Consider the following 13,751-nt stretch of genomic DNA (forward strand, 5'->3'; position numbering starts at 1 on the left):
TGTTTTTGGTTTTTGTTTGGTATTGAATGATGTATTAATTAAAATTACATAATTAACTCATTAATATACGTAGATAATTTAAGATTTGGACTACGGCACCTTTGTTTTTTTTAATGAAGGCTTCATTTTTACTGCCCGCAGTCATGCGTTTATCGCTATTCTCAATCAATTCATTTAGAATGGAATCGAATTCATTTTGATTTGAAATTGAAAACATGCCACCGTTTTCAATCAACGCCGAGGCTTCTGGGAATTTATCGTAACGATTTCCAATAATAATAGGAATACCAAAAACAGCAGGTTCTAAAGTGTTGTGAAGCCCTGTGCTCCCTAAAGCGCCACCTACATAAGCAATATCGGCATAGTTGTAAATTTTGCTTAGAATGCCAATGGTATCCACTATGAAAACTTTGGATTCGGCTAAGGGTTTGTTTTCCTTTTCGGAAAATAATACGGTTTTAGAACTAATTTGGTTTTGTATATTTTTTATTTGAGTGGCTTTTATATTATGCGGTGCAATAATAAATTTCACATCTTTTGAAGCGTTTTTATTAATGTAATTTATAAGAAGAGTTTCGCCTTCAGGCCATGTACTACCTGCAACAATGCAGAGTTTGTTGTTTTTAAATGCTTCAATAAAATCTAAAGTATTATCAATGTTTAACTGACTTGAAACACGGTCGTAACGCGTGTCGCCAGAAACTGTTACATTATTGTAATTGATAGATTTTAGTAAGGTTTTTGAAGCTTCATTTTGAGTGAAAATATGTTCGAAAGCAAATAAAGCACGTCTTAGGCTTGTGCCATAAAATTTAAAATACGATTGGTTTTTTCTAAAGGCTGCCGAAATTAAAATGGCACGACCTTTTCTTCGTTTTAATTCATTTAAAATATTGGGCCAAATATCATATTTAACAAAAATGCTAAGTTCAGGATTTACAAGGTTTAAAAAGCGTTTGGCATTTTTGTTGGTATCTAGCGGAAGGTAAACCACCACATCGGCAATAGGTGTGTTTTTTCTAATTTCGTAACCCGAAGGTGAAAAGAAACTAAGCACAATTTTATGGTTTTTATAATGTGAGCGTAAAGCTTGAAAAACAGGAAGGCCTTGTTCGTATTCGCCTAAAGAAGCACAGTGAAACCAAAGTGTTTTATCGGAAGGTTTTAAATTTTCTTCTAAAATTTTAAAGGTGTTTTTTCTACCTTCAACCCCTTTTTTAAGTTTATCATTAAACAACGCGCCTAGGCTTAAAGCCATCCTAGTTAGTTGTATGCCTATGTTATAAATAAAACTCACTCTTTTTCTTTATGCTAAAATACGCCGATTATATTTAAAATTTAAAGCATTTAGGTTAAGATTATTCGCATAGGTTTGATTGGTAAACGGCAATCATTTTTGTAAATTTGTTACTTCGCAAACCCGCTTTGGGTTTTCATTAAAATTAGTCTTCGCTAAGCTTAAATTTAGCAGACTTTAATCTTTTTTAGATGAAAAAAATTCAAATGGTAGACCTTAAAGGTCAGTACAATGAGATTAAAGACGTCGTTAATCCTTCCATTCAAGAGGTTATTGAAACCACAGCATTTATAAACGGTCCTAAAGTTCACGATTTTCAAAAGCATTTAGAACAATATTTAGAGGTAAAACATGTTATACCATGTGCAAATGGTACCGATGCTTTGCAAATTGCCATGATGGGCTTAGGTTTAAAACCAGGCGACGAAGTAATTACAGCCGATTTTACATTTGCTGCAACTGTTGAAGTTATCGCGTTATTGCAATTAACCCCGGTTTTGGTAGATGTAAATCCAGATGATTTCAATATAAATATAGATGCCATAAAAAAAGCAATTACGCCTAAAACAAAAGCGATTGTTCCTGTGCATTTATTTGGGCAATGTGCTAATATGGAAGCTATTATGGAGATTGCCAAAGCGCATAATTTATTTGTAATTGAAGATAACGCCCAGGCTATTGGTGCAAATTACACTTATAAAGATGGTACAAAAGTGAAAGCTGGAACTATTGGTCATGTAGGAGCAACATCATTTTTTCCTTCTAAAAACTTAGGATGTTATGGAGATGGTGGAGCAATTTTTACTAACGATGATGCTTTAGCGCATACCATTCGTGGTATTGTAAATCATGGAATGTACGAGCGTTACCATCATGATGTAGTTGGTGTGAATTCGCGATTAGATAGTATTCAAGCAGCGGTTTTAGATGCTAAATTACCGCTTTTAGATGCTTATAATAAAAGGCGTATTGAAGCTGCGAATAAGTATGATGCTGCTTTTAAAAATCATGATAAAATTGAAACGCCTTATAGATACGGCACTGAAGACAATCATGTGTTTCATCAATATACTTTGAAAATTAATGGTGTAGATCGCGATGCTCTAGTGAAGCATTTAAATGAAAACGACATTCCTTGTGGTGTGTATTACCCGATTCCGCTACATAGACAAAAGGCATACTTGGATGAGCGATATAATGAAGCAGATTTTGAAGTTACCAATCAGTTGGTGAAAGAAGTGATTTCATTGCCCATGCATACCGAATTAGACAACGAACAAATTGAATATATAACTACAACAATTACAAACTTTATTAATGGATAAAATACTAGTTACTGGTGGCTTAGGGTTTATAGGATCTCACACCGTAGTGGAATTACAAAATGAAGGGTATGAAGTCGTCATTATTGATGATTTATCAAATTCTTCAGAAAAGGTTTTAGACGGCATTACTGCCATTACAGGAAAAACACCAATTTTTGAAAAATTAGATTTAAAAGATAAATCAGGTGTTGAAGCATTTTTCGCAAAGCATAACGATATAAAAGGTGTTATCCATTTTGCAGCCAGCAAAGCTGTTGGCGAAAGTGTCAAAGAACCTTTATTGTATTACGAAAACAATATTGGAACTTTAGTCTATATTTTAAAAGAACTAAAAAAACTACCATCTGCAGCCTTTATTTTTAGCTCGTCTTGTACGGTTTACGGTCAAGCCGATGAATTGCCAATTACAGAAAATGCACCTGTAAAACAAGCTGAGTCACCTTACGGAAACACCAAACAAATAGGAGAGGAGATTATAAAAGATACATGTAAAGTCGTGCCAACATTAAAAGCCATCGCTTTACGTTATTTTAACCCTGTTGGTGCACATGAGTCTACCGAAATTGGCGAATTACCAATTGGAGTACCTCAAAATTTAGTGCCATTTATTACGCAAACCGCTATTGGTTTACGTGATGAATTATCTGTTTTTGGAGATGATTATCCAACACCAGATGGAACTTGTATTAGAGATTATATTCATGTAGTCGATTTAGCAAAAGCTCACGTTGTAGCACTTGGTCGCTTACTTAAAAACAAGAATAAATCAAATTACGAAACTTTTAACTTAGGAACAGGTAAAGGAAGTTCTGTTTTAGAAGTTGTGAATTCATTTGAAAAAGTTTCAGGAAAGAAACTTAATTATAAAATTGTAGGCCGAAGAGAAGGTGATATTATTTCAGCTTACGCCGATACCAACAAGGCCAATAATGAATTGGGTTGGAAAACAAAATTATCTTTAGATGACGCGATGCGTTCTGCTTGGAAATGGGAGCAGAAAGTAAGAGCTTCAGAATAAATAATAAGATTTAAGTATAAAAAAGGGTTGCTAAATTTGGCAACCCTTTTTTGTTTTTTGAATATTATATTTCCACGGTTTAATTCATTTTGTAGAATTTATATAAAAAGACCCTTCAGGTTTTAAAAAACTGAAGGGTCTTTATTTTATTGTAAAAATTTAATTATGAGTAATATAAAATTTTTAAGTAAAGCCAATAATTTGAAGTATGATTATGCCGTTTTTTTCTTTTTAAAACTTACAAAAAGCAAAATAATCATGCCTGCTGTTACCGACATGTCAGCCAAGTTGAAAATACCTGTTCTAAAAATACCGCCTAAATCAATATATAAAAAGTCGGTTACCGAACCGTAAACAATTCTATCGTAAACATTCGCAATACCGCCGCCAATAATACTTGCAAAGGCGAATAAAGACCAATTGTCTAGGGTTTTGTCCTTTAAAATATGACGTAATACAAAGCCTAAAACCAGAATAGGAAGTATTAATAAAAAGATAAGTCGCAACGTTGGATTTAAATCGCTGCCCATACCAAGAAACGCGCCTGTATTTTCAACATTCATTAAAATGAAATAGTCTCCAATTAAAGGAATGCGTTCGCCAGGATGCACATCGGTTCTTCCAATAATGTTCGCTCGAACAATAATTTTAGAAATCTGATCGGCAGCAATACTTAAAATAATGACTAAATAAATGTAGATGGAGCGTTTGGTAAGTTTCATTTAGCTGTTGGTTTCAAAAGTTGCAGAAACTGTTTCAGAAGCTCTGTTTATTTTTTTAACTAAACCTTGTAAAACTTTTCCAGGACCAACTTCAGTAAATAAAGTGGCACCATCTGCAACCATTTGTTGTACAGATTGTGTCCAACGTACAGGAGCTGTTAATTGCGAAATTAAGTTTGCTTTTATTTCCGATTCATTAATAACAGCATTTGCAGTAACATTTTGATAAATAGGGCAATTTGGTTTGCTAAAGGTTGTGTTTTCAATAGCGGCAGCTAATTCTTCACGCGCTGGTTCCATTAAAGGCGAGTGAAAAGCGCCACCAACAGGGAGTACTAAAGCGCGTTTTGCACCTGCATCTTTTAACGATTCGCATGCTTTGTTAATCGCTTCAATTTCACCAGAAATAACCAATTGTCCTGGGCAGTTGTAATTTGCAGCAACAACAACACCTTCGGTTTGTTTACATATTTTTTCAACAATAGCATCCTCTAAACCTAAAACTGCAGCCATGGTGCTTGGTTGTAATTCGCAAGCTTTTTGCATGGCTAAAGCGCGCTGAGAAACAAGTTTTAAGCCGTCTTCAAAATTTAAAGCGCCGTTTGCAACCAAGGCTGAAAATTCACCTAAAGAATGTCCAGCAACCATATCGGGTTTAAAACTATCACCTAAAGTTTTAGCTAAAATAACCGAATGTAAAAATATAGCTGGTTGAGTTACTTTGGTCTCTTTTAAAGCTTCAGCAGTACCTTCAAACATGGTGTCGGTAATATTGAAACCTAAAATTGAATTTGCTTGTTCGAATAATTGTTGTGCTAAAGTTGAGTTTTCGTAAAGGTCTAAGCCCATTCCTGAAAATTGTGCGCCTTGACCAGGGAAAATATATGCGTTCATTGTATTTGTTTTTTTAGTGCTGCAAAAATAAGAATTATAAATTTAGCTGTTATCTATGGTTTTAATAATTTTAGCAGGGTTTCCTGCAATCACCACATTGTCTGGGAAACTCTTGGTAACAACAGCGCCAGATCCAACGACTACATTATTTCCTAAACTAACACCTGGGCAAATGGTAGCGTTGCCACCAATCCAAACATTATCGCCAATGGTAATCGGTTTTGCATATTCTTTGCCGCTGTTTCTAGCTTTAAATTCTAAAGGATGCGTAGCGGTGTATATTTGTACATGAGGCCCAAACATGCAGTTGTCTCCAATGGTGACTTCAGCAACATCTAAGATGCAGCAACTAAAATTCATAAATAGGTTTTTGCCTGCTTTAATATTGCTACCATAATCGCAGTGAAAGGGTGGTTCAATAAATAAATTTTCACCAGCATCAGGAATAATTTTATATAAAACTTTTTGGCGTCTTTCTAAGTCTTTTTCACTCAAGCTATTAAATTCATGAAACAGTAACCTTACGGCATGACGCTCTTTTACTAAATCAGGATCGGTAGGAGCGTAAAGTTCTCCAGCCAACATTTTTTCTTTTTCAGTCATAATTCAAATACTTTAAAGTCCAGCAATGGCAGCTTCAGCGCAACGTTCACCATCCATAGCAGCCGAAACAATTCCTCCTGCATAGCCACCGCCTTCGCCACAAGGGTATAAGTTTGAAATTTGAGGATGTTCTAAAGTTTCAGTTCTTGGAATGGAAACAGGGGATGAGGTTCTCGATTCTACACCCACGATATTCGCTTCGGCAGTATAATAACCCTTCATTTTTTGTCCGAATGCTTCAAAACCTTTTCTTAATCGTCCGCCTATAAATTTTGGCAATAACGAATGAAGTGGTGCAGAATTTAATCCGGGTTGGTATGAACAATCATTCAGCGTGTTAGACAATTTACCTTCAACAAAATCGGTTAAGCGTTGTGCTGGAGCAACTTGAGTTCTTCCGCCTGCGGTAAAAGCCAAGCGTTCTAAATTTTTCTGATATTCTAAACCTTTTAAAACACCAAATTTTTCATATTTAGCCAAATCGGTTTCAGCATTTATTTCAACAACAATCCCGGAATTTGCAAATAAATTATTTCGTTTTGAAGGCGACATGCCATTTACAACCACTTCGCCATTGGCTGTGGCAGCAGGCACTATAAAGCCGCCTGGGCACATGCAAAAAGAATAGACACCGCGGTTATTTACTTGTTGTACCAAGCCGTAAGATGCTGCGGGTAGTAATTCACTTCTTTCTCCCGAGCAGTGGTATTGTATGGCGTCGATAATATGTTGCGGATGTTCTACGCGAACGCCCATAGCAAACGATTTGGCTTCAAGAGCGATTTCTTTGCCGTGTAGGAGATAAAAAATATCTCTTGCAGAATGTCCTGTAGCTAAAATAACTTTGTCTACAGCCATTTCATTTCCGTTTTGAAGCAGAATGGCTTTTATTTTATTATTGGTAATTTTAAAATCAGTTACTCGGGTTTCAAAATGAATTTCGCCACCGTATTTTAAAATGGTTTCACGAATGTTTTGAACCACCTTAGGCAGTTTGTTTGTGCCAATATGCGGGTGGGCATCAATTAAAATTTGGTCGGTAGCGCCATGAAAAACAAGATTTTCAAAAATACGTCTTACATCACCTCGTTTTAAGCTTCGCGTGTATAATTTACCATCGCTATAGGTTCCTGCGCCTCCTTCTCCAAAGCAATAGTTGGAATCTTCATTCACGAAATGGTCTTGGTTTATGGCTCTTAAATCTCTACGACGGTCTTGTACATTTTTTCCGCGTTCTAAAACTATAGGTTTAAAGCCAAGTTCTATACAACGTAAAGCTGCATACATGCCTGCTGGTCCAAAACCAATAATGTGTACAGGCTTAGCTTTTGAAACATCTTTATAATCAAACTGGTATTCGGAAGTTTTAGGTAAAGCTTCTCGAATATAAACAGCGACTTTGTAATTGAAAATAATCTTAGGTTTTCGAGCATCAATAGATTTTCGAAGCACTTTTACGCCTGTAATATCTGCTTTATCAATGTCTAGTTTTAAAGCCGATTTTAAGACTAAAATATCACTGCGCTCTTCTTCTTTTAGTGTAATCCGAAGTTGAATTTCTTTTACCATGCTGCGAAATTAATGAAAATAGTATTGTGATTTTAAAAATGATGAATTGCAGATTAATTTATAATGGTGTGTTTTAAAAATGGAGCATAAAAAAAGTCCAAGTGATTATCTCGGACTTTCATTTTATAATTGGATTATACTATTATACGAAGTTACCTTTTTAATGCTCCTGATGTATTTCCACCCATTAAACTGGTTATGTTTTCTAAAGAAACCATATTAACATCGCCAATAACGGTATGTTTTAAAGCGCAAGCAGCAGTGGCAAAATTTAATGCTTGTATTTCATCTTCGTAATGCAGTAGGCCGTAAATTAAGCCAGCAGCAAATGCATCGCCTGTACCAACACGGTCGATAACGTGAGAAATGTTTAGGGTTTCTGTTTTAATATATTCTTTTCCTGTCCAGAATCGTCCTTGAATGGCTTGTTCGGAAGCACTAATAGATTTTCTTTTTTTACCTACAACCTTTTTAATTCTAGGAAAAGCATCCATTAATAGGGAAGCAGAATCTTTAAATTTACCACCCGCTTCACCAAGTCCAAACATTTCATTAATGCCTCGCGGACTAGTAATAACAATATCACAGTGTTCAACTAGAGTCGGGATAACTTCCTGCATGGTTTTACCATATTTCCACATGTTTTTTCGCGAATTAATATCGCCAGACACGGTAATGCCCATTTTGTTTGCTTTTTTAATAGCTTCTAAACAACATAAGGCAGCACCTTCAGAAATGGCAGGGGTAATGCCTGTCCAATGAAACCAATCGGCATCTTTTAAAACATCTTCCCAGTCAATCATTTCGGGTTGTATTTTTGAAAACGCCGAATCTTCTCTTTCATAAACAACCACGCTTGGTCGGTGTACCGCACCTCGTTCTAGGAAGTACATCCCTAATTTATTGTCGCCATAAATAATTTGATCGGTACTTAGCCAGTTTTTACGTAAAAACTGAGTGGCTGCTTTTCCTAAAGCGGTGTCGGGAAAACGGGTCATGTGTGCTGCTTTCATGCCAAGATAAGCGCATGAAATAGCAACATTTGCTTCGCCGCCGCCGTAAACTAGATCGAAAGAGTTTGCTTGTGAAAATTTTAAATATCCAGGTGGTGATAAGCGCATCATGACTTCACCAAATGTTACTAATTTTTTAGCCATATTTTAATTGTATTATTTTAGTTCTCTTAAACCGTATGCTGGTTAAGGTTCTTTAATTTTTGAAATTATGTGAATGTGAACTGAAAAATACAATTTTATTAGTGAAAACCGTGTTGTGAAGCTGTTTTTTAAGTCTGCTTCTGAAACAACGCTTGTAATTTAATATGATTTTTTAGTAGCGATAAGCATAGAAACTAGTAATCTTTAAATTTGTTTTTGATATACTTTGATTACTTTCTTATATAAGTTATAAACGAAAACTCGTGGTCGTTTTTTTCGTCTTTCTTATGAAATGTATTGCTAGCTTCTTTCCAAATTGAGTGATCAATTTTAGGGAAATAAGTGTCTGCTTCAAAATGATCGTGAACTCGAGTGATTTCAATTTTATCAACTATTGGTAAAGCTTGTTTATAAATTTCACCACCACCAATAATGTAAGGCTGTGGATCGTTTTTGCAGGCATCAATAGCATCATCTAGATTGTTAACCACAATAACACCTTCAGGAGTTTTGTAATCCTGTTGTCTAGTAATCACAACATGAGTTCTATTTGGTAAAGGTTTAGGAAAACTTTCAAAAGTTTTACGGCCCATAATAATATGGTGCCCGTTAGTTAAGGCTTTAAAACGCTTTAAATCGTCACTTAAATGCCAAATTAATTTATTGTCTTTTCCAATGGCATCGTTTTCCGCGGCAGCGACAATAATAGTCAGTTCTTGTTTTGGCTTTTGGGTGTTTTCCATTAAAACTTCCTGAGTTTGAATAGGAGCGATTTTTTCTTCTTCTTTAGGTAAGCTAGCGTTTAACTTTTCGATGCGTTTTTTTTGTTTGTCAACAAGCTTTTCTAATTGCTTTTTCTCCCAATCTTTCCCCATGAATTTATGGGTAACATACACGTTAAAAATGTGGTAAACTAGAAAGAATAACCAGATTAAAATAGCAAGCACAAACCATTCTTGTCCTAAAATGGTGAATTCCTGTCCGAACCCTAAAACCGTATTCGCAAGAATTAAAAAAGCACCTCCTATTAAAAATAAGACAAAATGAAAGTATAGTCTCTTTTTTTGTTTAATGCGTTTTTGTGCATTTTTAATAAGCTCTAATTGCTCTTTATCAATCTCTGGAATGTTTTTCTTTTTTCCGAACATAGGTGTAAAATATCGATTGTAAAGTTAAAGATTTTTTATGGAGATTGAAATGTTTAATTAGATGCTAAAGTCATTTCTGTAAAAACAGGAGTTGTTTGGTAAAAGCTGTTGAAAATCAATATATAAGCATCTGTTTTTATTACTAATACCATAAAATTATGGTTTAAATATTTTGTAGGCATTATTTTTTTTCTTCTGAAATTAACAAAATGATAATTATTTCATTGTAGGTTAGTTGGATGGCCGATTGTTGGAAATTCTTTAATAAATTTGTTGCACAACAACACAGTAAATAAAATTGAATTATGGCTATTAAAAAACAATTCTTAAAGACAAAACCAGTATGTAAAGTCACTTTTGCTATAGAAGCAGAGGATGCTAAAAAAGTATCTGTTGTAGGAACTTTTAATGATTGGAACGGTAAAAAAGCAGTCTTGAAAAAGTTGAAGAACGGTACGTTTAAGGGGACAGTAGATTTAGAAACAGGAAATTCTTATGAATTTAAATATCTAGTTGATGGCGTTTATGTAAACGATGAAGCTGCCGATGCATACGCTTGGAGTGATTATGCAGGCGCAGAAAATAGTGTTTTAAATTTATAGGACACTATTTCGATATAAATTGAAATAAAGCAGGCTGTTTAAAATTTTTAAACAGCCTGCTTTTTTATATCGCTACAGCACCTTTAATATGTGGGTGCGGATTGTAATCTACTAATGTGAAATCTTCAAAAGTAAAATTGAAAATATCTTTTACTTCAGGATTTATAAGCATTTTTGGTAGTGGCCTAATATCCCTTGAAAGTTGAAGCTCTAACTGCTCAAAATGATTGCTATAAATATGTGCATCGCCAAAAGTGTGAATAAATTCACCTGCTTCATAACCACAAACTTGAGCCATCATCATAGTGAAAAGCGCATAAGATGCAATGTTAAAAGGTACGCCTAAAAAGATGTCGGCACTTCTTTGGTAAAGTTGGCAAGACAGTTTTCCGTTGGCCACATAAAATTGAAAAAAGGCATGACAGGGTGGTAATGCTGCTTTTCCGTTGGCTACATTTTCACTAAAGGATTTTGAAGTATCTGGTAAAACCGAAGGGTTCCATGCCGAAACAAGCATGCGTCGGCTATTTGGGTTGTTTTTTAAAGTGTCTACAATCTCTTTAATTTGATCAATTTCATCATCATTCCAATTGCGCCATTGGTGGCCATAAACAGGTCCTAAGTCGCCATTTTCATCGGCCCACTCGTTCCAAATTCTAACCCCGTTTTCCGTAAGGTATTTTGTGTTTGTATCACCATTTAAAAACCACAACAATTCATAAATAATAGATTTTAAGTGTAGTTTTTTAGTAGTTACCATAGGGAAACCTTCACTTAAATCGAAACGCATTTGATAACCAAAAACACTTTTTGTTCCTGTTCCTGTGCGATCTCCTTTTTCGTTTCCGTTTTCTAAAACGTGTTTTACTAAGTCGTGATATTGTTTCATAGGCCTATTCCTGCGTAGGCAGGAATCTCTTAAAAGGTGAAAAATTCCGTAAAAAAATTGAATAAATTCTGCAATGGCGAATTTAAGGAAATTGAAAGATTCTAAATAGATTTTAACAAACTTAGATGTTAAAAGTTATTAACGCCATGGCTATTTAGATGGAATTCTATAACCGTAATGGGCTAAATTAAACTGTTTTTAGACGAAGCAATTTGGATGATTTACTTAGATCTTTCAGGTTTATTTGATAGGAAAGGAAATTCAGTTTGAAAACTGTAATGCAAATTTATGGTGATTGTTTTTTTTGTAAAAAGTATGATATTCCTGATTTCAAAGGAATGAGTTACCCAATAATCATTCCCGCAATAGTTGCCGAAATTAAAGAAGCTATCGTGCCGCCAATAAGGGCTTTCATGCCAAATTGCGATAATGTTTTTCTTTGTCCGGGTGCTAAAGAGCCTATGCCTCCAATTTGTATACCAATAGATGCGAAATTTGCAAAACCGCAAAGCATGTAGGTTGCCATTATTACAGATTTCTCATAATTAAGATGCACGACATTTGCGGTATCTTTTAATGCGGCCAGTTGGATGTAACCAACAAATTCGCTGGCAGCTAATTTAATACCTAGTAGTTGCCCCATCATCATCACGTCTTCTTTGGCAACGCCTATAAGCCACATTAAAGGTGAAAAAACAGTGCCTAAAATGGCTTCTAAAGACAGGGCTTGATACGGTGAATTTTCGCTTACCCATTGGTTTAAATTTCCAATGGTTCCTAGTTTTAATAAACCGTAATTTATCATGGCAATAAAAGCCACAAAAACTAAAAGCATGGCTGCTACATTGGCAGCGAGCTTAAAACCTTCGGTGGTTCCTGTTGCAATGGCATCTAAAATGTTATCGCCAATTTTTTGTTTGGAAACGGTTACTTCGGTATCTACGGTTTCAGTTTGGGGATACAATATTTTTGAAATCACAATTGCTCCTGGTGCTGCCATAACCGATGCTGCCAATAAGTGTTTGGCAAAATATTCTCTTAAAACCATATCATCGCCACCTAAAAACTGGATGTATGCTGCTAAAACGCCTCCGGCTACGGTAGCCATACCGCCAATCATCACCAAAAGCATTTCAGATTTATTCATCTTTTCTAGATAGGCTTTAATCATAAGCGGCGCTTCTGTTTGGCCTAAAAAAATATTTCCAGCAACACTTAAACTCTCAGCACCAGAAATACCTAATAACTTGGAGAGTAACCAAGCCATGGCTTTCACTACTTTTTGAATAACGCCCAAATAAAATAATACAGAGGTTAGGGCAGAGAAGAATATTATGGTTGGTAGAATAGTAACCGCAAAATTAATAAGCGGACTTTCAATTTGGTTTGTAATGAATGAGCTGAAAAGAAATTCGGTGCCTGCTTCGGTAAAAGTTAAAATTTTATTGAAGGCTTTACCTAAATATTTAAAGGTGTTTTGAACAAAGGGCACTTCTAAAACCCCAATAGCAATAATAAGCTGAAAAGCCAACCCGATGCCTACAGTTTTCCAGTGTATGGCTTTGCGGTTGCTACTAAATAAAAAAGCAACAAAAATTAGCGAAATCATCCCTAAAATACCACGCCATAAACTGTTAAATGAAAAGCCTTCGCTTGGATTTATGGCAGTTGTTTTTTCGTTTGCAACGGAAGTTGCTAGAGGTGTTTCAATAATTTTTTCTTCAACAACTGTTTTGGTTGCGTCTGAAACTAAAGTGTTTTGAATGGTATCTACAACGACTAATGTTTCTGTTTCTTGGGCAATAGCATTTAATGATGATACTAAACATATTGCGGCAACAAACAAAAACAACTTTTTCATAGTCTAATAATAAGTTTTATTCACGTTTTGAAATCTCATCTCGAATATGCGCTGCTTTTTCATAATCTTCGCTAGCAACAGCTTCTTCTAATAATTTTTGAAGTTCTTCAAGGGTTTTTCCTTTAAAGGTTTCACGCTTATCGTCTGGTTCAATTTCGTTTGCAATTAATTCGTCTAACAACACGCTATCTTCAGTTTCCTCATCTTCCTTTTTAGGATTCACTTTTAAGTAAATGCCCGCTTTGTCTAGAATGTTTTTATAGGTAAAAATAGGCGCTTGAAAACGCAGAGCTAAGGCAATAGCATCGCTGGTTCTCGCATCGATAATTTCTTCAATTTTATCGCGTTCGCAAATTAAACTTGAATAAAAAACGCCATCAACAAGTTTGTGAATAATCACTTGTTTTACAACGATATCAAATCGATCTGCAAAGTTTTTAAATAAGTCGTGTGTTAATGGTCTTGGCGGGCTAATTTCTTTTTCTAAAGCAATAGCGATAGATTGCGCCTCGAAAGCACCAATCACAATAGGGAGTTTTCGGTCGCCATCAACTTCATTTAAAATCAGTGCATAAGCACCGTTTTGTGTTTGGCTATAGGAAATCCCTTTTATATTTAATCTTACTAAACTCATATGTAATAAAAACGCAAAGAACTGCTTAATTT

General features: G+C 35.1%; 13 protein-coding genes. 3 read left to right on the forward strand and 10 right to left on the reverse strand.

Annotated elements, in window-relative coordinates; genetic code table 11:
- Nucleotides 1–52 precede the first annotated feature (52 nt).
- Nucleotides 53–1,258, reverse strand: a complete 1,206-nt coding sequence (locus H6X70_RS05670; protein WP_194766699.1) for a 3-deoxy-D-manno-octulosonic acid transferase — start codon at nt 1,256–1,258, stop codon at nt 53–55.
- A 230-nt stretch (nt 1,259–1,488) separates the two neighbouring features.
- Here H6X70_RS05670 and H6X70_RS05675 point away from each other — a divergent pair, with 230 nt between their 5' ends.
- The gene (locus tag H6X70_RS05675; RefSeq protein ID WP_194766700.1) at nt 1,489–2,622 is read left to right on the forward strand and encodes a DegT/DnrJ/EryC1/StrS family aminotransferase; all 1,134 of its coding nucleotides are present in this window, start codon (nt 1,489–1,491) and stop codon (nt 2,620–2,622) included.
- Nucleotides 2,615–3,640 carry a UDP-glucose 4-epimerase GalE gene (gene galE / locus H6X70_RS05680; RefSeq protein WP_194766701.1) on the forward strand — a complete coding sequence of 342 codons (1,026 nt, stop codon included), beginning with the start codon at nt 2,615–2,617 and terminating at the stop codon, nt 3,638–3,640. Before H6X70_RS05675 ends, galE begins: the two co-directional genes overlap by 8 nt.
- A 212-nt stretch (nt 3,641–3,852) precedes the next feature.
- Here galE and lspA read toward each other — a convergent pair whose 3' ends face one another.
- From lspA to H6X70_RS05710, 6 genes are all read right to left on the reverse strand, one after another.
- Entirely contained in the window at nt 3,853–4,362 is a 510-nt protein-coding gene (gene lspA, locus H6X70_RS05685; protein WP_194766702.1) for a signal peptidase II, read from the reverse strand.
- Nucleotides 4,363–5,256 carry an ACP S-malonyltransferase gene (gene fabD, locus H6X70_RS05690; protein ID WP_194766703.1) on the reverse strand — a complete coding sequence of 298 codons (894 nt, stop codon included), beginning with the start codon at nt 5,254–5,256 and terminating at the stop codon, nt 4,363–4,365. It abuts the gene before it with no gap.
- A gap of 42 nt (nt 5,257–5,298) precedes the next feature.
- Entirely contained in the window at nt 5,299–5,859 is a 561-nt protein-coding gene (locus tag H6X70_RS05695) for a sugar O-acetyltransferase (RefSeq protein ID WP_228530281.1), read from the reverse strand.
- A 12-nt stretch (nt 5,860–5,871) separates the two neighbouring features.
- Nucleotides 5,872–7,428 carry an NAD(P)/FAD-dependent oxidoreductase gene (locus H6X70_RS05700; RefSeq protein ID WP_194766704.1) on the reverse strand — a complete coding sequence of 519 codons (1,557 nt, stop codon included), beginning with the start codon at nt 7,426–7,428 and terminating at the stop codon, nt 5,872–5,874.
- Nucleotides 7,429–7,580: 152 nt separating this feature from the next.
- On the reverse strand, nt 7,581–8,585 hold the full coding sequence (locus H6X70_RS05705; protein ID WP_194766705.1) for a sugar kinase: 1,005 nt from the start codon (nt 8,583–8,585) through the stop codon (nt 7,581–7,583).
- A gap of 230 nt (nt 8,586–8,815) precedes the next feature.
- Nucleotides 8,816–9,733 (reverse strand): dihydrofolate reductase, encoded by a 918-nt coding sequence (locus H6X70_RS05710; protein WP_194766706.1) that lies wholly within the window; start codon nt 9,731–9,733, stop codon nt 8,816–8,818.
- A 305-nt stretch (nt 9,734–10,038) separates the two neighbouring features.
- On the opposite strand from H6X70_RS05710, the gene H6X70_RS05715 reads away from it, so the two are divergent.
- The gene (locus H6X70_RS05715; protein WP_194766707.1) at nt 10,039–10,335 is read left to right on the forward strand and encodes an isoamylase early set domain-containing protein; all 297 of its coding nucleotides are present in this window, start codon (nt 10,039–10,041) and stop codon (nt 10,333–10,335) included.
- Nucleotides 10,336–10,399: 64 nt separating this feature from the next.
- Here the strand turns inward: H6X70_RS05715 and H6X70_RS05720 are convergent, their stop codons facing one another.
- From H6X70_RS05720 to H6X70_RS05730, 3 genes are all read right to left on the reverse strand, one after another.
- Nucleotides 10,400–11,224, reverse strand: a complete 825-nt coding sequence (locus H6X70_RS05720) for a thymidylate synthase (protein ID WP_194766708.1) — start codon at nt 11,222–11,224, stop codon at nt 10,400–10,402.
- A gap of 343 nt (nt 11,225–11,567) precedes the next feature.
- Nucleotides 11,568–13,085: a NupC/NupG family nucleoside CNT transporter gene (locus tag H6X70_RS05725; RefSeq protein ID WP_194766709.1), complete on the reverse strand. Its 1,518-nt coding sequence runs from the start codon at nt 13,083–13,085 to the stop codon at nt 11,568–11,570.
- A 16-nt stretch (nt 13,086–13,101) separates the two neighbouring features.
- Nucleotides 13,102–13,719 carry a bifunctional nuclease family protein gene (locus tag H6X70_RS05730; RefSeq protein WP_194766710.1) on the reverse strand — a complete coding sequence of 206 codons (618 nt, stop codon included), beginning with the start codon at nt 13,717–13,719 and terminating at the stop codon, nt 13,102–13,104.
- Nucleotides 13,720–13,751 lie beyond the last annotated feature (32 nt).

The sequence above is a fragment of the Tamlana sp. I1 genome (assembly GCF_015355625.1).
GTDB lineage: Bacteria > Bacteroidota > Bacteroidia > Flavobacteriales > Flavobacteriaceae > Pseudotamlana.